Origin of the sequence: Prauserella endophytica (assembly GCF_005146945.1) — a bacterium.
GTDB lineage: Bacteria > Actinomycetota > Actinomycetes > Mycobacteriales > Pseudonocardiaceae > Prauserella_A > Prauserella_A endophytica.
In genome coordinates this window covers 1-17,853 of record NZ_SWMS01000044.1, presented here as the reverse complement: position 1 = coordinate 17,853, position 17,853 = coordinate 1, and the positions used below count along the sequence as shown (strand labels likewise).

Here is a 17,853-nt window from a genome sequence, read left to right as displayed (position 1 = left end):
GAGGGGACGTGGACGGGACACCACACCGGGGTTTCTGGGTCGACGAGGGGGCGTACGCCGACTACGCGCGGGCGATCGATCCCACGGGCGACGACCTTCGCGGCGCGAGCGACTCGCACCTCGCGCCGCACGTCGAGCTGGCGGGGGACGGCTTCTCCGCGATGGGCTCGGAGGCCGGGTTTTCCGGCGCCTACGCCAACCGCATGCGGGGACTGCGGGAGCGGCTGAGCCGGCTCGGCGGGCAGTGGCAGCAGATGGGTGACGCCGCGCGGCAGACGAGCGCCAACTACGACGCCGTCGAGGCCGATCAGCAGGCCACCATCGAGCGCCTCGGCAGGGAGCTCAGATGACCGAGACCGCACAGGTGATGCGCACGGCGCTGGACCTGCCCGACCAGTTCGCGGGCAAACTGCGCACCGACGACGCCGCCATCGACGGCGCGGTCGGCGGTCAGGCGGCGCTCCGTACCTCGCTCGACGGCGTGCAGGGCTCGGTCGGCAGCCAGCGGGTCGCGCTCGCGTCGCGGTCGTCGGGGCACGCGACCGATCTCGCCACGAGCACGTCGGAGAGCCTGGAGCGTGAGGTCGAGACCCTGCTGAACGAGAGCAGGGAGATCGAGGACGCCGTCACCGAGGCCGCCGAGGCGCTCAAGATCGGCCAGATCGAGAACGACCGGATCCGCGAGGAGATCATCCGCGAGATCAGCAACACCATGAAGGCCGTCGCGGCCGCGCGGCAGACGCCGCCGGTGCCGACCGGTGGCCAGGCCGCGGTGCGGGAGCTGATGGTCGCGCTGCAGCGCAAGATCGGCGAGCTCACCGGGCAGGCCGCCGACACCAGCGCCGAGACCCTCGGCAAGCTCACCGGCATCGCGGGCAAGCTCGGCGGCACCGAGTCGACCACGTCGAGCAGCGCGAGCGGCAGCACGCAGGTCGCGTCGTCCTTCAACGCGCAGGGCAGCGGCTCCGGTGGTGGCGGCGGTTCCGGCGGTGGCGGAGGCTACAGCGGCGGCGCGGTGACCAAGCCGAGGCTGCCAGTGGCGATCCCGCCCCAGCCCGGCACCGGCGTCAAGATCAACCTGCCCAACGGCAAGACCGTCGAGGCGCCCAACGAGACGGCCGCCAAGGCCGTCCGCGCCGCGTTGTCCCAGCTCGGCGTGCCCTACGTGTGGGGCGGCACCGCGCGCGGCGTCGGCCTCGACTGCAGCGGCCTGACCATGACCTCCTACGGGGAGGCCGGCCTGGAGATCCCGCGCACCGCCAAGACGCAGACCGTCGGCGCCGAGGTCCCGTCGATCGACCAGCTGCTACCGGGCGACCTGGTGGTGTGGTCGGGGCACGTCGCGATGGTGATCGGCGACGGGCAGATGATCGAAGCCGGCGACCCCGTGCAGATCGGCCCCATCCGGACGGACAACGCGGGCCAGCAGTTCATCGGCTTCTACCGCCCGACCGGCTAGGTCGTGTATGACGATCCCGTTGCCGGCTGTGCGGGGATCAGCGCGGCGCCTCGCTGCGTTGTCGGAAGACCCGAGTACGGTCCAGTGCGAGGATCTTCCTCCGCCTTGCGAAGCACCACGCTGATCCCCGCTCGCACGGCAGAGGATCATCAGGCACGACCTAGCTCGGCGCTGGATCTGGTGGGAGGGGCCGCGTAGTGGCGGAGATCGACATCGACCGGGAGGCGTCCCGGGTCGGCGAGCAGATGGAGCAGACGGCCGCGCAGGCGCGTGAGCAGTTCGCGCGGGTCGGCAGCGTCACCGGGCGAGCGGAGTCCGCGGACGGCTCGATCAGGGTCGAGGTGGCGCCCGGAGGGCTGCTCACGGACGTGCGGCTCACCCACGCCGCGCTGCGGGCCGGTACGGACGCGGTCGCGCAGCAGATCGTCGAGCTGGCGAACCGGGCGACGCGGCGCGCGGGCGACCGCATGTACCGGGCGCTGTCACCGGTGCTGGGGCCCGGCAGCGACCGGCAGCTGGCCTCGCTCGGCTACGAGCCGCTGCCCGACGACGAGGACGAGGCCCGCTATCCGGGAGCCGCGCGATGACCGAGCCCACGACGAAGCAGCTCATCGAGACCGCGCGTGCCCGTCAGGACGCGCTGGCGCAGGTCGAGACCCTGATGGCGCAGGCCACGGGCACGGCGCACGACCTTGACAACACGATCCAGCTCACCGTCGACGCGCGCGGGAAGCTGCTCGACCTCTGGCTCGCCCCGGCCGCGGCGAGCTGGGGCCCCGACCGCCTGGGCTCGCTGATCGTCGAGGTCGCCCAGGTCGCGATGCAGGAGGCCACCCAGGCGAGCTACAACAAGGTCGCGCTGCTGCTCGGCGAGGACATGACCTACCTGATCGAGCAGCTGTCGGGCATGCCAGCACCCGCCCGCGCCGCGCACGACGACACGGGCCTGACGGTGGAGGAGTTCCAGCGGCGCAGGGAGGAGCGCCTCGGCGGTCGCCGGACGCAGCCCAGCACCCCGGCCGATGCGGACGATGACGCCTACGACCTGGAGTCCTTCGACCCGGCGACCCTGCGCTCCGACCGCTGAGCCACCCCCCGATTGAGGCGGGATGGCGGTGGGGTAAAGTAATCAACACGTGAGCGGCACTCCCGCTTCACCCGGGGCTATGGCGCAGCTGGTAGCGCACCTCACTGGCAGTGAGGGGGTCAGGGGTTCGAGTCCCCTTAGCTCCACCGATTTAGTCATTGTGCGAACCACTCCGTTCGGGGCCGTTTCCGCTGGTAGGGCGGGGGCGGTCCCGTCGTTGTTGCGGGGTTGGGGGATGCGGAAGACCGGGATGAGCCGGTCGGGGCCGGTGATGGTGACCTTGGCGACCAGGGCTTCGACGAGTGCCTTGATCTGGTTGTGGGTGCCGCTGGTGATGATCTCGGCGATGTGGTCGGCTACCGCCACCAGGGTAGCGGGCTCGGGCGCGGTGGGTGCGTCGTTGAGGGCGAGAGTGAGTTCGTCGCGGCGGACGCGGAGTTGTTTGGTCTTGGCGCGGAGTTCGGTGAGCCGTTCGGCGACGAGTTCTTCGTCCATGGTGCCGCGCTCGAATGCGGTCAGGTAGCGGTCGATGGCTTGGCCGGTCTTGGTGATCTCGTTGTCGACGGTGGAGAGTTCGGCGTGCCGGTCGGCGTTGGCTGCCTGGTGCTGTTTCTGTTCGTGGGTGATGGCGTCGGCGATGAGGTCGTGGCGGGTGCGGTAGAAGGTGGCCAGGGCGTCCAGGACGGCCGCGTCCACGGTGTCGGCGTTGAGGCGTTTGAAGTCGCATTTGCTGGCGTCGTAGCGGGCGAGGTTCCAGCAGGTGTAGTAGCGGTAGGTGCGGTTGCGGCCGGTGGCGCGGGTGCCGATCATGGCCTTGCCGCACTTGGGGCAGCGCAGGCGGCCGGTGAGTACGTAGTCGGAGCCGGACGCGGCGCGGTGGGCGTGGGATTCGCCGCGGGCGTCGAGGATGGCTTGGGCCTGTTCCCAGGCGGTGAGGTCGATGATGGGTGCGTGGGTGTTGGTCACGGTGGTCTCCCGGAACGTGAGTTCGCCGAGGTAGACGCGGTTGTTCAGGGCGCGGATGACTTGGTAGCCGGACCACTTGCCGCCGGAGCTGGTGCGGTGGCCCCGGTCGTTGAGGACCTTGGCGATGGCGCGGGAGCCGAGCCGGTCCTTGGTGTAGAGGTCGAAGATCAGCCTGACGATCACCGCTTCGTGCTGGTCGACGATCAGTGTGTGGGTGGTCTTGTCGACCTGGTAGCCGAAGGGGCGTTTGCCGCCCTTCCACTTTCCCTTGGCGTGCTTGCGTTCCATTCCGGCGATGACGCGGTCGATGATGGTGTCGCGCTCGAACTGGGCGAACATGCCGAGCATCTGGACCAGCATCCGGCCCATCGGGGTGGAGGTGTCGAAGGGCTCGGTGGCGCTGCGGAAGACGACCCCGGCGGAGTCGAGTTCGTCGAGCAGCATGACCATGTCCCGCAGGTTGCGGGAGAAGCGGTCGACCCGGTAGACGAGCAGCACGTCGATCAGCCCGGCGCGGGCGGCGGCCAGGGCGCGTTGCAGCCCGTCGCGTTCGGTGGTGGCGCCGGAGGCGTCGTCGGGGAACCGCGCGACGAGCCGCCAGCCGGGCTGGGAGCCGATGTAGGCGTCCAGGCGGGTGTCCTGGGCTTCGATCGAGTAGGGCTGGTGCTCGTCGTCGGTGGAGCGCCGCACGTAGATCCCCACCCGGACGTCGTCGCCGAGCGTGGTCATCGCGGCTTTCTTGCTGCGTTGCGCGGTCGTGGATCGCGCCATTATTTCAACCCCCTTGGTTCGGTATTTCCGCGCGCCCTGTAGCAGCCGTTTCTCCGGCTACTACAGGGCGACTACGCGGCTACTAGATCACTACTAGTGTGGACTTAAAACCGCAGCTCACAGGCGGTGCGTCGTGCTTCCATTATCGCTCATCAAGCATGGTAAGGGAAGCGGAAGGGCGTCGTTCTACGCGGCTTTTTCGTTACCCCCCTTGGGGTTTTCCTGATTGGCGCTCCATTCGGCAATGAGCGTGGCCAGGGTGGCGACGGCGAGGTCGTACTGTTGGGTCGTCATCGGTTCGGTGTCGATCCGCTCCACGCGCCACGTGTCCTGTGTGGAGGATCGTGTGCGGCGGAACGGGAGCACGGTGGCGTCATCGCCACCGTTGTCCTGCTCGTGGTCGTGTTCGGCGTGGTCGGGTGTGTGCTGGGGCATGGTGCACCTCGATTGCCCGCGAGCCCGCACGGGGCGGGAGGTCGCGGGCGGCTGTCGGGCGGTCACTGGGCAACCGTCGATCAGCAGGACCCGCCGGCCCTCTGGTCACCAGCACCCCGGGAAGCCTCCACACAGGAGGTTCGTGACATGGGTGATGGCCGCGCCGTTACGCGCGATTCAAGAACCGGCTGGGGTCTGAACTGCTCCAACCATTGTGCCGCTTCGACTCCCCGACTGCCGTAGCGCTCGTCGGGGCCAGCGATCACCGGTTGACTGAACCCTCCCACTGTCCACCCGAGACATTCGCCGAGACCAATGTCGGGACCGCGAGACTGGGTGCGGGACTGCGTGTCTCGCCGGTCTCGCCTGCGGTCTCGGTGTCTCGTCTCGACCTGTCTCGACGTCTCGGTGTGGTCTCGCCGCTGTCGGGACCACGATTGGACAGCTCGACGTACAACGGGTCCAGATTTCCCTGCTGTGCAAAGACGACGGGCCAAGGCCAGCGGACTGGCGCGGCCGTCTTCGCTGTCGTTCTCACGACGTCACGTCATCGTCGGTCACCTCCTCCGAGGTAGGCGAAAGCGTGCGGGAACCCTTGCGGGGAGAGGGATTCAGGCGGCCCAGCGTGATCGCCGTGGCCGTTGGGTGTCCGGTCGAGCCGGGGCTACCGGCGCGCGGTACACGTCGTCATCGTCCGCGTCGTCGTAGAGCGTCACGTCGTCGAGGTCGTCATCGTCGTCCGCATAGCCCGCCGGTTCGGCTGGTTCGGGCTGAGCTGTGTGGATGCGGCGCGACATCTCCCGGTCGTCCGGGTCGAACGCCGCCTCGTTCAACGGCTGGTCGGTGTTCGAGGCGCTGTGCTCGACGGAGGGGCCACGTTGGGGCAGCTCGGCCAATCTGTACCGGCGCGACGCGCTGTCGCCGCTACGCGGCGTGCACAGGCCCCAGATCGGCCCTGCCGGGCCGTCGGCGTGACCATAGGCACCGTACGGGTCGCGGGCCGCGGTGGCGATCACGAAACCGGGATCGTGCCCGACGAGAGCGCGATGCAGCGCCGTGCGCAGGGCGATCTCCCGCCGAGGCGCGTGCACCGAGAACAGCAGGACACCGAAGGCGTCGGTCGGGAAATCGCTGTAGTCGTCGAGCTTGCCGGTGACCTTCGCCAGGGACTCGGTGCCGGTGTCGTGTTCGAGGAAGAATCGCACCGCGCGGCCCGCCTCCTCCCAGCAGCCGTAGCCGTCCGGGCGCAGCCGGGTCTCCCGACCGGCACCCAGGTACCGCCAGAAGAACTCGGTGCACCGCTTCTCCGACCACCACTGGGTCAGCCCGCCCACCTCGCCCTCGCGGCCCTCCTCGCGCAGCCGGGCAGGGTTGCGGTGCGCGGCTAGGGCGCAGAAGAAGTCGTTCACGCCGAGCTGGTGTTCCAGCTTCGGCCACAACGCGAGCCGTTCCAGGCTCTCGGTGTACGCCTTCGGCGCGGGCGGTTTCTCCGCGCGCTGCGCCGCGATCAGCCGCGCGCCGAGGTAGCCCAGCGCGTAGCGGGTCTGGCTCGTCCCGCCACGCACGTAGGACTCGCGGAACGCGAACACCACGCCCAGCTCGCGCAGGTTCCGCAGCCGGTCCTGTGCGCGGCGCACCGACAGGAACTCGATCGCGGCGATCTGGTTCGTGGTCAGCACCTTGTGCTCGGCCAGCAACGCCAGCAGTCGCCGATCCCGGTCGACCAGACGGAACCACAGGCCCGCGTCAGGCTCCCCGGCCCGCCGGCCGCCGCGCCCCGCGCGCCCCCGATGTGTGGATGGGTGAGGATCACTCCTCAGTCGGCCTTCCACCCGCTCCCGCCGATACCACCGCTGACCAGCGACTTTAGTAGCAGCGACCTCGGCGTTTTGGTCGGCGGATTCAGAACGCTGAGGCTGCGCCGACCCAGACGCGGAACGAGACGCCAACCCATCCGCACCCACGACGCCACGACCACCAGCGTGCTTACCATCGCCCGTCATGATCACCACCACCTTCCGGCCGGAGCAACCGAGAGATCCCCGGCACCCCTGAACTCCGAAATTCGGCCCCAAAATCCTGGCCCGTTACCCAAACGTGACCAAAAACCGGAGCATCGTGACCGTGGAGTGATCTCGCCGTGACCAGCGCGTTGTGATCGACGATATCGCCGCCTTCGGCGGGTGGTGACCATGATCAGCCGTCCCTTCCAGTGTGCCAGGAAACCCCTGCACTACTGAAGGCCGATTCTTCGGCCGATTTTGGACACCAGCGCGGCCGACTGAGACCAGGCTGGAACCCACAGCCCGCCCGTCACCGCACGAGCCGCAGCGGGCATCGGCACCGCCGTGCGCGGTCATCGCGCTCCTGGTCTCTACGGTCGGATCTACAGATGTCGGGTGAGGCGCTTGACTAGTCCGTAGAGCTATTGATCTGCGGAAACAGCGAACCACACCGAGTCAATCAGCGGGCCAGCCATAGGTGGCCCGCTCACTGGCCGGTCGGTGGCCTGCTGAGTGGCCCACCGACTGCCCAGTGCTTGCGGACTTAGCCGAACAGGACCTTGCGATTCATCCAGGCAAGGTGCAACGCCGCCGCCGCACCGGGAGAGAGGCGCTTGGACTCGCTGAGCCATGTCAGGGTGTTCTCCTCGAACGGAAAGGCCCGCGCGGGCATGGAGCCCTCCGAGTTGGTATCAACGGCGTTGGCGAACAGCGCGTCGTAGGTGTCCGGGGCGATGACCGCGACGGTGAGAATGTCGCCAGCAAGCGTGAGCGCGTCGAGCGTGACACCGAGGCAGAACACGCGGATGTGACCGTCACGCAGCGCCTCGTCCATCGTGGTGAATGGTTCCAGCTTGTCGTATCGGATCGGCTTACCGGAGCCGTCGTACTCGTCATGGCCCAGCAACTCCTCGGCGTACTCGCGCTGGATGTTGCGCCAGATCGAGAAGTCGGCCGCGACGGCGGCCGGGATGACGGAGGAGGGCTGGAAGATGCCCGCGGGCAGCAGGTGCGCCATCCCGCCGCCGCCTGCGACGCTGGCGGAGTCACGCTGGTGAAGGACGACGCTCGGGCTGTCGCCGCCCCTGATGGTCAGGGTGCCGATCGCTCCCATGAGCGGTCGGCGGCCGAGGTCGAACGGGTCCGCGATCAGCTTGCGGAAGGTCAGCCGTCGCATGGAGGCGCGCGGCATGACGGATTCCCGGTCGCCGTCGATGGCGAGGTGGTGGGCGGCGAATTCGTGGGCGAGCGCCTCGTTGGTGTCGACCGCGTCGAAGAAACCCATCTGCCCGAAGTGCATGCTCGGCTGGGTCCAGTCGAGTCCGAGCAAGCGGAAGCACAGCCGGTTCTCGAACAGGCGGGGCGCGGCGAGGTCGCGGATGGCGTCGTGGTAGCTGCGGTATCGGGCGTCGATGGTGGCCAGCGGGCGAACCGGGCCGCTTTCAGGTTCTTCTCCGGTGATCGTGGGCTCGGTGACCACGGAGTCCAGTGTCAGCGTGATCTCGTCCAGCGGGACGGGCTCGGCAGGAATCCAGGTGGGCGCGCTGATGACACCTGTGTTCTTCAGTCCTGGCACGCGATAGTCGCGGTACAGCGCCTCGGCGAGCACAGCGAGGTCGCGGCGATGCTTGCCCAGGGCCGAACGGACCTGGCGCCACTCGTCCTGGTCGCGCTCGACATGCGGTTCGGTCGTTGCGGGCACGGAGGCAAACGTGAGCGGCGCGGGAAGGGGCTCGGTCTGGTCCTGCTCGGGTCGGATAGAGCGCGGCCTGCGGAAACCGAGTTCGTCGCCCGCACAACCGAAGAACTCGGCGAGCAGTCGGCGATAGAAGGGCTGTGGCCACACGACTTCACCGCGCTCCCATCGACCGATGGTCTTGCGCGTGATTTGCGGGTGCTTGCCGTACCTGGTGGCGAGGTTGGTCAACTCGTCGGCCAGGTCCTGCTGGGACAGCCCGCCCCGCTCGCGCAGGGCGATCAGTACGGTGTTCGGTATGCGGGGCTCGTCGGGTGACACAGGATCAACGGTAGGGCGTGCCACACCCGCAGATCAGGAATGTCCCCCCAATGTCCCCGATCTGGCCCAACTGTGGGCGCTCGCTGTGGTCGTGTTCGTCTCTGCTGCCTGGTGAACTCGTAGACGTAGTTACACCACGTCAGCCGGAGGCGACTACCAGTGAGTGATCGTATCGACGCCGCTCGGCGACCGACGAGCGCACCTCTGGTGCCGGGGATTCCGGGACTGGCCTGGGCCGAAACGCGTGCCGCCGCCGTCGACCTGGCGCGGCACGGCTGGCCCGTGCTGCCGGGAACCTACCAGCTTGCCGAGCACGGGACCTGGCTGGGCAGGTCCGGCGCGGCAGGGCTGGAACCGGTCGCCGCGCTGTGGCAACTGGCCACGACGACCAACCCGGACGTGGCGATGGAGTGGTGGACACGGCGGCCGTATTCGGTGCTGCTGGCGTGCGGAGGCGGGGTCGACGGGGTGGAGGTACCCGCCGTCCACGGGCAACGCGCGCTGGGGCAGCTCTCGCCAGCCTGGCGCGGTCCGGTCGCCGTCACGCCCTTCGGTTCGTGGTTGTTCTTCGTGCGCAGCGACGACGAAGGGCTGCGTCCTGAGCTGGCCGCGAACGCACATGCGCAGTTGTACGCGAGCGGGGCGTGGTTGCCCATCCCGCCCACGGCGCGTGATGGCCTGCCGTATCGCTGGCAGGTGCCCCCGGACACCGTCGGCTGGGCGCTGCCCGCCTCGGCCGAGGTTCAGCGAGTGCTGATCGCGTCGCTGAGCCGTCAAGCCAGCGGCACACGACCCAGCCTCGCCTGAGTAAGCCGCGCCTGCGCCGAGGATGCCCCGACCGCCCTCGGCGCAGGCGCACCCACGCCCAAATCGACCGAAGGGGAGGTGCCGATCATGGCCGACAGCGGTGAACAGGTCACACAGCACGTGACGCGTGTGCGGGAGATCCTGCCGCGATCTGCCTCGATCATCGAGGCGTTCCGCGACGCCAGCAGCAGAGACCATCCCGGCCAGCTCGTCCTCGACACGGCGAACGAGCTGGCGGCCCAACACGGGCAGCAGTGGCAGGCCGAGGATGTCAGCCGCGCTTCCGGTGCGTCCGCTGACGCCATCGCCGAAAGCAAGCGACTCATCGACGACCTCAACGCCAAACGCGTGGCTCTGGTGGAACGGATCGACGAGTGGGTGACGGCCCAGGTCCACAGCCGCGCGGACGCCTCCCTGCACACCGAGACCCTCGGCTCGGTCGTTGACCGGCTGGCGATCGCGTGGGTCCGTGCGAACAGCCTGGTCAACACCAATGACGCACGCGATCGAGCCCGCTTGGCTCTGCGGCAGCTCGCCGAGCTGGCCGACGCCTACGACGACCTGATCCGCGACGTCGCCACCGGCCACCGACGGCTCCCAGCGTGGCGGCCCCTGAAGACCTACCGGAGCGCATCGTGACCGCAGAGGCACATCAACACCTGTCGGTGTCGCTCAACGGCGTCGACAACGTCGGGAAGACCACGCAACTCGCCTGGCTGCAGCGTGGGATGCCCGATGCCCACCTCGTTGGCACTGTGGATGCCTGGGATTCCCGATGGCGCGAGGTCGCTGCCGGCGACTTCGCCCACTGGTGGTTCGTCGGCTCCACCACGGCCGAGCACGTCGGACTGATGCTGGGCAGCCACGTCGCCCGCCGCGCCGCGAGCGGTCCGCTGGCACTGGAAGACCGCGGCTTACCCATGCTCCGGGCGACCTGCGCCGCCACCGCCGCGCTCAAGGACGGACTGTCCCCGACCAAGGCGCTCCGGCTGGTGGACCGCCTCGCGGCCGATCTCCCGGCCGCCGTGCCCCGACGCGAAGTCCACGTGCTGTTACGCCGGTCCGGTGACCCCGCGCGGGAAGCGGCGGAGGCGCTGCGGCGCGAGCCGAGACCGGTCAACGAACGGTACGCCGCCTATCAGCGCACGCTCGCGGACGTCCTGTCCGTCCAGGTCGAACGCGGCGACTACCACGCTGTGCTCGACCTCGGCGACGCCCCGATCCTGGATGTCCAGCGAACGCTCCGGAGCCACCTGACTGACGCGGGTGTCGACGTGGAACCGTTTCTCGACGACATGTTGGAACGGCTGTGGGTGCTGGGCGGCATGTCAGAGAGCGGCAAGAGCACGGTCGGCGAACTGTTGCGCGACGAGCACGGCGTGACCAGGTTGAAGATCGGCTATCTGGTGGAAGTCGCCGCCATGCGGGCTGGAGTCACCGACCCGTACGAGCGCTGGTCGGAGCGGGAGCAGGCGGAGCACCTCACCGAGGAAATCCTGCGGTTCGCCGAGACGACCAAGGCACGCACGATCAGCCTGGAGAGCGCCCACCGCTTCGAGGCGACCGCGCACCTGAAACGGGTCTGGGGTGACCGCTGCCAGATCGTGTACGTCGATGCGGACACGACCGTCCGGGCGAGTCGCGCGGTGGAGAGCGAGTCCCGGTTGCGTGGCCGCGACGCGACCAAGCGCGACCGCGGCGCGGACCGGATCGCCAAAATCGCTGATCACCTCATCGACAACTCTGGGCCGCTGAGCGCGCTCAAGCTCGCCGTGAGCCGAATCGCGTCGACCGTGGACCTGCCCAGGGCGATGCTCCACGCGAGTGGGCCGGTAACCCAGAGCGGGTGGTTGGGGCAGGCCGTCAACCACGTGTGTGACGAGCAGGTCGCGCTCGTGCTCGCCACCGGCAGCACGGGGACCACGAGCTGGCGGGACGGGTGGAGCGATCTTGATCTGCTCGTGGTTCGTGACACCGCGCCCGCCAGGTGGCTGCGCGACGTTGCGGGCACCCTTCCCGCGCCCGACGGGATCAAGGTGGGCCTCAGCGTCTTCACCACCGCCGACATCGACGCGCTGCGGGTGCCACCGCGCGTCGTGCAGTCGCTGCGCCGCGCCACCCAAGGGGTCGGCGTGCTCTACCGGCGAGCGGACCATCTGCTGCCGGTGCCGGCCGCAGCACACGGCGATCGCACCAGCCGGGGTGAATTGGGACTCGTGCTGATGACGACCCGCCGACTCCTTGCCGCAGATCAGCCGGACGTGCGCGCCGTGCACAAGCACCTGGTACTACTCGCCAAGATCGTGCTGCGCGCTGACGGACACGACCTCCACGACGCCGATGAAGTGCTCACCGCGTTCCGCGAGTTTCACCCCGCCGCCGAATGCTCACCGCCTCAGCTGTCCGACCTCATCCGTCGCCCCAGCGATCCGGTCCTGCGCGGACAACTCGTCGACGCGACGGACCGACTGTTGACCTACCTCGACCGACTCGACCACACCACCGTGAGGACCAGCGAATGACCACCGTTCCCGAAGACCTCGCCTACCAGGCCCGGCGCATCCGCCGTCTCGGCGTGCCCCCGCAGACTCGGGATGTCCGGATCGTCCACGAGCTGGACGGCATCCTCGACCAGGTCCACCCCGCGACATTGCTGCGGACCGGTAGCGCGCTGTGGGAGGCGTGGTCGCGCCACCCGGACTTCACCGCTCCTGACGTGCTGCTCGGATTGGACGCGGGCGGCATCCTGCCCACCGTCGCCGTCGCACTGGCCAGCAACCTGCCGTACCGCCTGGCCTGGAAGCTCGACCTCGACATACCTGACAAGCGGCGCTTCACCGAACCCCATGCCCGCCGCACCGAGGTCTTCACCTACGGCGACCTAGCGGGAACCCGCGTGCTCATCGTCGATGACGAGATCACCACCGGGAACACGCTGGCCAACCTGGTCTCGGTGCTCCGCGAGTCGGCCGTGGAGGTGACCGGCATCGCGTGCTTGATCGAGGACACCACCGGCGACGCCCGTCCGCTGCTGGAATCGCTGGGAGTACCGCTGTGCACCCTCACGCGACTGTGAGCCCGTGGACGATCGAGCCGGTGACGCTGCAATGCGGCGGACCGATCGTCGTCCCGCGCCAGCACGCACCCCTGGCCCGCGCGCTGCCCTTCCGGCGCGCGGGTGGGGAGCTCCCGTCCTACACCAGCGGCGCGGACGTGATCGGCGAACGCGGCTGGTCGGTGGTCCTCGGTGACCGCGGCCTCGGTGATGTTCTGCTCGCGCTCGGACTCGTTCAGGCCCTCGCCGACGGGACTGGGCGCGACGCCGAACTCCACTACGAGGGGCCTCGTCCACGTCTGATGCAACGCTGCCGGCTGTCGTTGAGCACAAGCCACACCGAAGGCCCGCACACCGTTAAGACCGTGCACGGCAAGGGAGTCACCTTCCACGCGATCCCCGAACGACCCCAGGCGTGGCTGGACATCCTGGACGACGAACTCGTGGAGGTCCACGCCGCTCTGCCGATGCGGTACTACCTCGCCGCGGAACAGGCCCTCGGCGTCCGGCTCCCTGCCGATCGCGCGCCGCTTCCGACCTTCAGATCGAGCGAGCAGGCACGACCGTTCCACGTCGTATTCGTCTCGGCGACCAGTTGGCCAAGCCGGAAGGACTACAGCGCAAGCGGTTTCGCCCGCATCGCGGCTGTCTTTGCCCAGCGCTTCCCGGCGCCGTGGACGTTCACCTTGATCACCAGTAGCGGTGCCGAGCCGATGACGATCGACGGCATCGAGGTTCTGGCCGGGCTGGATGCCGTGGACTGCCTGGACGTGTTCGCATCGGCCGAGGTCGTGATCGGCAACGACACGGGCCTGACCCATCTGGCCGCGCTCACCGAACGCCCGGACGGAACCGGCCCGCACGCCATCGGGCTCTACGGTCGCCACGCCCACACCAAGTGGACCACCGGGACCGCACGGCACCATGCCGTCGCCACCACGTTCTCCCAGATGCTGGCCTTCGCCGACCGCTGCCCTGTGCGCGACCACCTGGATGACGCGCTGTGGTCACAGTCGGCGAGTCTCGCCGACATCCCGGCCGAGATCATCGCCGAGTTCGCAAGCGACCTCGCCGGTTGGTGGTGACTGCTCATGCTGAGGATCACCAACCACCGACGCTTCACGGCCAACCACACCTGGCACGTTGACTGGGCCGGAAACGCGCTGTTCGTCAAGGCCAGCCCGAACCACGACGAGGCCCGCGCCGAATGCGTAGGACACGCCCGCATCCGCGAGTTCTACCTCGTACCGAGGCTGCGGGGCATGCGACGGGTGACCCGCTGGACAGTGCTCGCCTACGACAGGTGGCCGCACCTCGACCACGACAGCGGCCTGCTGCTCGACGAGATCACCCACGCCGACCTCACGGCCGACATGGCGCGACTCGATACCTGCCTGACCGCCGTGTTCCGCCACTACCAGCACGTCATCGGCGGCACCCTTCGACCCACGACCAACGGGGAGACGATCAGCAAGCTCTACGGCGACCGCGCCGCTCCCGACGGCCGTCTCGACCAGTACTACAGACCCAACGCACCGTTGCCGATCACCAATGGAACCCGGAGAATCCGCCCACAGGATCTGGCAGACCTGCGACTGGTCGTCAAGGGCCGCGAGCACGCCGTTGACTTCGCCGAGCTGATGACCAGGCTGCGGGTCCACTTCGCCCGCCACAGCCCGGTCTGGGCGGCCATCACCCAGGGCGATCCCACCGACATCAACATCGGCTGGTCGCCGACAGGCGGACCGGTGTGGTTCGACTACGACACCGGAGGACTCAACTCGCTACCCGGCGAGTTCGCATGTTTCCTGCTCTACCAACGCCTCCACGGCGCGTGGCTCACCCCGCACTACAACCGCGCCGCGTTCGGCGATCACCCCTCTGCACTCGCCCCGGCGACCCTCGCCGAGCCCGTCGTCCACGTCGAGCACACTCGCTCGGCGCTGGTGATCGACTATCGGCACACGCCCAGCCCGGCCCGCCGACATGTCCTGCGCCGCTACCTCGACGAGATCATCCGGCCCATCGCCCGCCATCTCGGCATCGACGACCTGATGGCGTGGATGCGCCCCTACCTGGTCATGCGGCTGCTCGCCGTCTACGACCTCGCCGACCTCGAACCCCACGACGCCGCGCTGTCGCTGGCCCTACTCGCCCAAGCACTGGACCCGGACACCACGTTGCCGGACTTCCTCGCCCTCACACCATCAGATGCGGAGGTCAACTGACCGTGGCTCGTCCCGTCGCCATTGTCACCGGAGCCGGTTCCGGCATCGGCGCGGCCATCGCTGCGCGCCTCGCCGACCGCTACGACCTCATTCTCACCCACCTCCGCGACGACCCGGATCTGCACAACGTGCTCGCCACCGTCGAACAACGCGGCGCTGCGACAGCGGCGATCACGGGCGATCTCACCGACCCGATGACGATCGACACGCTCGCACACGAAGTCGAGCACGCCGCCGATCGGCTCGACGTCCTCGTGTCCAACGCCGGCGTCTATCCGCGCATCCCCTGGACCAGCCTCGACCTGGACACCTTCCGCGAGCAGATCGAGGTCAATCTGGTCACTCACGCGGCGTGTGCCCAGCTCGTCACGCCGCCCCTGACGACGCGCGGCCACGGCCGCATCATCACCGTGTCATCGGTGCTCACCCAGCTCGGCCGCGTCGACCTCGCCGCTTACATCGCGGCCAAGAGCGGTCTGGAAGGACTCGTGCGTGCCCTGGCCCGAGAACTCGGACCACACGGCGTCACCGTCAACTGCGTCCGCGCGGGCTCCATCGAAGTACCCGCCGAACACGCCGTCGTCCCCGACCACGACGCGATGATCGCCCGACAACTCGACCGACAATGTGTCAAGCGCCGGGGGCACCCTGACGACATCGCCGCCGCCGTCGACTTCCTCGCCTCCCGCGACGCGGGGTTCATCACCGGCCAGTGCCTCACCATCGACGGGGGCTGGTGCATGACATGACCCCCGCCGCGCTCTGGATGCGCCACGGCACCTGCGACGACGGGCTGTGCCGCCCCGGCGCCCACGCCCGTCCCGGTAGCCCACTCACCATCGCCGGCATAGTCGAAGCCGAGCTGACCACCCGCGAACTGCACCAGCACCGCTGGCAACCAGCGCTCATCGTGTCCAGCCCACTGCGGCGCGCCCGACAAACCGCCGCCATCGCCGCCAGCGCGCTGGACACCCGAATCGCCGAACCGATCAGCGCGTTCGCCGAATGGCGAGCCCCGCACTGCGTCCTGGGCCTCGCCCCCAACCAGTACCCACCCGACTACACCACTTGGCGGCAACAGCGCGCCGACAACCCGGACAGCGCCCTGCCCGGAGGGGAAAGCCTCCGCGCGTTCACCGAACGCGCACTCGAAGCCGCAACCATCGCCGGTGACCTCGCAACCGAGCACGGCCCCGTCCTGATCGTGTCCCACCGGCTGCTCATCGGCGCCGTCGCCGCCCTGCACCACGGCTACCGCCACCCCGCCGACATCTTCGGCTATGCCAGCGACTTCCGCCTCGCCCCCGCCCAGCTATGGGCACCACCCAGGGAGACCACGTGATCAACGATCAAACCGACGACCGGATCTTGCCCCACGAATCGGACCACGAGCGAGCCGTCCGCCACCGCCTTGCCGACCTGCTGGCCGACACTCCCATCCCGCCCGAGGAACTGGTCGACAACCTGGCCCTGTACCTGCGCAGGCAGCCGCTGACTGACCTGCTCTCCCTGGACGCGCTCTACCGGATGATCCTCGACGTGCCCGGTGTGATCATGGAGTTCGGCGTGCACCGCGGACGCCACCTCGCCGCCCTCACCGCGCTGCGCGGCGTCTACGAGCCGTACCACCCGCACCGCCGGATCATCGGCTTCGACACCTTCACCGGCTTCCCCGACGTGACCGACGTCGACACGATGAGCCCCAGCGCCGTCGCCGGCCGGTTCGCGCTCACTGACGGCTACCCACACCACCTGCGCGACGTACTCGACGCCCACGAGCAGGGCGAACACCTCGGCCACATCCGGCGCACCCTGATAGTCCAGGGCGACGTGCGCGAAACCCTCCCGCGCTACCTGACGGACAACCCGCACACCGTCATCGCCCTGGCCTACTTCGACCTCGACCTCTACGAGCCCACCCGCGACGCCATCGACGCCGTCCGGCCGTACCTCACCAAGGGCAGCGTGCTCGCCTTCGACGAACTCGCCCACGCCAAGTGGCCAGGAGAAACCGCAGCCCTGCGCGACACTCTCGGCACCGACCACGGCACCCTGCGAACGCTTCCGGGCCGCGCCACCCCCGCCTACATCCGCTGGAGCGCGTAGTCGCAGTTCAGGCGGCTGCGCCCGCCTCGACCATCAGGGCCTCCCGGTTGGCCAGGATGAACTCCTTCAACGCGGTCGGCTTCAAGTCGATCGACGCGAGATCGTCTCCCCGAAGGTCAACCCGGTCCAGGTCGTACCCGCCGCGCGACGGGTCGCTGAACTCCGGGCCGCTCCGGGCCGACTCGTCCAGGCTGGCCAGCCGCGCCACAAAGAAGTGCTGCACAGCGACTCCACCGTCCGACGGCGAGCTGAATAGGAACACCTGCGAGGCGTCCGTGGCCTTCGCGCCCAGTTCCTCCGCCAGCTCCCGGTACAGAGCCGCCTCCACCGAGGGGTCGGTGTCCTCGACGCCCCCACCGGGCGCGGTCCAATACGGCGCCTGCCCCGGCTTCGTGCGCTTGATCAACACCAGCCTACCGAGATCGTCGATCAGGATTGCCCGTGCTGCGCGTCGTCCCACTGTCACCGTCAACTGCTCCGTCACGCGACCCAGCTTACGGCTCGCCGCGTCGCCCGATTGCGGCAGCCACGTGATCGAAGACCCGTCCGTCGCAACGGCAAGGACCGGCACTCTACGCTGGCCCGGTGACTTCACGTGTCGAACTCGATCTACCCCCGGCGGGAAGCTCGCTGCCGTTGAGCGACTTGGAACGGTTCGTCGAGCAGGCCCGTCACGCAGGCGCGGGTGCCGACACACCGGTCATCGCGGTCGCCCCCAACCAAGACCCCGACATGACCATCGCGCTGCGCGTCGAGTTCGACAGCTCGATCGCCGAGCGCGCCGATCTGGACGACTTGCTCGGCCTGCTCGGCGAGATCGAACGCAACGACGGCGACGCCCACGCCCAGCGGGTCCGTAACGCGAACGGTGTTTCCGGCGGTGTCGATTAGTAGGTCTCGGTCACCGGCCAGCGGTCAC

18 protein-coding genes, 1 tRNA gene and 1 pseudogene are annotated in these 17,853 nt (G+C 68.9%); 15 read left to right on the top strand and 5 right to left on the bottom strand.

Features of this window, described 5'->3' with window-relative positions; all coding sequences use genetic code 11:
* Window positions 1–8 precede the first annotated feature (8 nt).
* From FCN18_RS36675 to FCN18_RS36655, 5 genes are all read left to right on the top strand, one after another.
* On the top strand, window positions 9–350 hold the full coding sequence (locus FCN18_RS36675; RefSeq protein WP_112276567.1) for a hypothetical protein: 342 nt from the start codon (window positions 9–11) through the stop codon (window positions 348–350).
* Window positions 347–1,459, top strand: a complete 1,113-nt coding sequence (locus tag FCN18_RS36670; RefSeq protein ID WP_112276565.1) for a C40 family peptidase — start codon at window positions 347–349, stop codon at window positions 1,457–1,459. Before FCN18_RS36675 ends, FCN18_RS36670 begins: the two co-directional genes overlap by 4 nt.
* A gap of 245 nt (window positions 1,460–1,704) precedes the next feature.
* The gene (locus tag FCN18_RS36665; RefSeq protein WP_112276649.1) at window positions 1,705–2,046 is read left to right on the top strand and encodes a YbaB/EbfC family nucleoid-associated protein; all 342 of its coding nucleotides are present in this window, start codon (window positions 1,705–1,707) and stop codon (window positions 2,044–2,046) included.
* A complete protein-coding gene (locus tag FCN18_RS36660; RefSeq protein ID WP_112276563.1) occupies window positions 2,043–2,546 on the top strand; it encodes a YbaB/EbfC family nucleoid-associated protein in 504 nt (167 codons plus the stop codon). Before FCN18_RS36665 ends, FCN18_RS36660 begins: the two co-directional genes overlap by 4 nt.
* 73 nt (window positions 2,547–2,619) lie before the next feature.
* A tRNA-Ala gene (locus FCN18_RS36655) sits at window positions 2,620–2,692 on the top strand.
* Window positions 2,693–3,275: 583 nt separating this feature from the next.
* Here the strand turns inward: FCN18_RS36655 and FCN18_RS40440 are convergent.
* The 4 genes and pseudogenes from FCN18_RS40440 to FCN18_RS36635 form a co-directional block, all read right to left on the bottom strand.
* Window positions 3,276–4,241 (bottom strand): annotated as a pseudogene (locus tag FCN18_RS40440) (recombinase family protein); the annotation flags it as partial.
* A gap of 228 nt (window positions 4,242–4,469) precedes the next feature.
* A complete protein-coding gene (locus FCN18_RS36645; protein WP_132880636.1) occupies window positions 4,470–4,718 on the bottom strand; it encodes a hypothetical protein in 249 nt (82 codons plus the stop codon).
* A gap of 611 nt (window positions 4,719–5,329) precedes the next feature.
* A complete protein-coding gene (locus tag FCN18_RS36640) occupies window positions 5,330–6,415 on the bottom strand; it encodes a replication-relaxation family protein (protein WP_228714324.1) in 1,086 nt (361 codons plus the stop codon).
* A gap of 850 nt (window positions 6,416–7,265) precedes the next feature.
* Window positions 7,266–8,738 (bottom strand): helix-turn-helix transcriptional regulator, encoded by a 1,473-nt coding sequence (locus FCN18_RS36635; RefSeq protein WP_228714323.1) that lies wholly within the window; start codon window positions 8,736–8,738, stop codon window positions 7,266–7,268.
* A 159-nt stretch (window positions 8,739–8,897) separates the two neighbouring features.
* Here FCN18_RS36635 and FCN18_RS36630 point away from each other — a divergent pair, with 159 nt between their 5' ends.
* The 9 genes from FCN18_RS36630 (at window position 8,898) to FCN18_RS36590 (ending at window position 16,934) form a co-directional block, all read left to right on the top strand.
* Complete coding sequence (locus FCN18_RS36630; RefSeq protein WP_228714322.1) at window positions 8,898–9,545, top strand: bifunctional DNA primase/polymerase; 648 nt, start codon at window positions 8,898–8,900, stop codon at window positions 9,543–9,545.
* 87 nt (window positions 9,546–9,632) lie between these two features.
* Window positions 9,633–10,184, top strand: coding sequence for a DUF4254 domain-containing protein (locus FCN18_RS36625; protein WP_137097313.1), 552 nt, complete (start codon window positions 9,633–9,635; stop codon window positions 10,182–10,184).
* Window positions 10,181–12,067 carry a hypothetical protein gene (locus tag FCN18_RS36620; RefSeq protein WP_228714321.1) on the top strand — a complete coding sequence of 629 codons (1,887 nt, stop codon included), beginning with the start codon at window positions 10,181–10,183 and terminating at the stop codon, window positions 12,065–12,067. Before FCN18_RS36625 ends, FCN18_RS36620 begins: the two co-directional genes overlap by 4 nt.
* On the top strand, window positions 12,064–12,621 hold the full coding sequence (locus FCN18_RS36615) for a phosphoribosyltransferase (protein WP_137097312.1): 558 nt from the start codon (window positions 12,064–12,066) through the stop codon (window positions 12,619–12,621). The genes FCN18_RS36620 and FCN18_RS36615 overlap by 4 nt, the downstream gene beginning before the upstream one ends.
* Window positions 12,618–13,685 (top strand): glycosyltransferase family 9 protein, encoded by a 1,068-nt coding sequence (locus FCN18_RS36610; RefSeq protein ID WP_228714320.1) that lies wholly within the window; start codon window positions 12,618–12,620, stop codon window positions 13,683–13,685. Before FCN18_RS36615 ends, FCN18_RS36610 begins: the two co-directional genes overlap by 4 nt.
* 6 nt (window positions 13,686–13,691) lie before the next feature.
* Window positions 13,692–14,828: a hypothetical protein gene (locus FCN18_RS36605; RefSeq protein WP_137097311.1), complete on the top strand. Its 1,137-nt coding sequence runs from the start codon at window positions 13,692–13,694 to the stop codon at window positions 14,826–14,828.
* A 2-nt stretch (window positions 14,829–14,830) separates the two neighbouring features.
* Entirely contained in the window at window positions 14,831–15,577 is a 747-nt protein-coding gene (locus FCN18_RS36600; protein WP_137097310.1) for an SDR family NAD(P)-dependent oxidoreductase, read from the top strand.
* On the top strand, window positions 15,574–16,170 hold the full coding sequence (locus FCN18_RS36595) for a histidine phosphatase family protein (protein WP_132880644.1): 597 nt from the start codon (window positions 15,574–15,576) through the stop codon (window positions 16,168–16,170). Before FCN18_RS36600 ends, FCN18_RS36595 begins: the two co-directional genes overlap by 4 nt.
* A complete protein-coding gene (locus tag FCN18_RS36590; protein WP_228714319.1) occupies window positions 16,167–16,934 on the top strand; it encodes a TylF/MycF family methyltransferase in 768 nt (255 codons plus the stop codon). The genes FCN18_RS36595 and FCN18_RS36590 overlap by 4 nt, the downstream gene beginning before the upstream one ends.
* Window positions 16,935–16,941: 7 nt before the next feature.
* Here the strand turns inward: FCN18_RS36590 and FCN18_RS36585 are convergent, their stop codons facing one another.
* Window positions 16,942–17,418 carry an NUDIX domain-containing protein gene (locus tag FCN18_RS36585; RefSeq protein ID WP_132880647.1) on the bottom strand — a complete coding sequence of 159 codons (477 nt, stop codon included), beginning with the start codon at window positions 17,416–17,418 and terminating at the stop codon, window positions 16,942–16,944.
* A 101-nt stretch (window positions 17,419–17,519) separates the two neighbouring features.
* Here FCN18_RS36585 and FCN18_RS36580 point away from each other — a divergent pair, with 101 nt between their 5' ends.
* On the top strand, window positions 17,520–17,825 hold the full coding sequence (locus FCN18_RS36580) for a hypothetical protein (protein ID WP_137097308.1): 306 nt from the start codon (window positions 17,520–17,522) through the stop codon (window positions 17,823–17,825).
* Window positions 17,826–17,853: the final 28 nt, after the last annotated feature.

Bases quoted from the DNA above. Each gene is read 5' to 3' on its own strand.
- FCN18_RS36670 (WP_112276565.1), top strand. From the start codon at position 347: ATGACCGAGACCGCACAGGTGATGCGCACGGCGCTGGACCTGCCCGAC.
- FCN18_RS36665 (WP_112276649.1), top strand. From the start codon at position 1,705: ATGGAGCAGACGGCCGCGCAGGCGCGTGAGCAGTTCGCGCGGGTCGGC.
- FCN18_RS36660 (WP_112276563.1), top strand. From the start codon at position 2,043: ATGACCGAGCCCACGACGAAGCAGCTCATCGAGACCGCGCGTGCCCGT.
- FCN18_RS36645 (WP_132880636.1), bottom strand. From the start codon at position 4,718: ATGCCCCAGCACACACCCGACCACGCCGAACACGACCACGAGCAGGAC.
- FCN18_RS36625 (WP_137097313.1), top strand. From the start codon at position 9,633: ATGGCCGACAGCGGTGAACAGGTCACACAGCACGTGACGCGTGTGCGG.
- FCN18_RS36615 (WP_137097312.1), top strand. From the start codon at position 12,064: ATGACCACCGTTCCCGAAGACCTCGCCTACCAGGCCCGGCGCATCCGC.
- FCN18_RS36605 (WP_137097311.1), top strand. From the start codon at position 13,692: ATGCTGAGGATCACCAACCACCGACGCTTCACGGCCAACCACACCTGG.
- FCN18_RS36595 (WP_132880644.1), top strand. From the start codon at position 15,574: ATGACCCCCGCCGCGCTCTGGATGCGCCACGGCACCTGCGACGACGGG.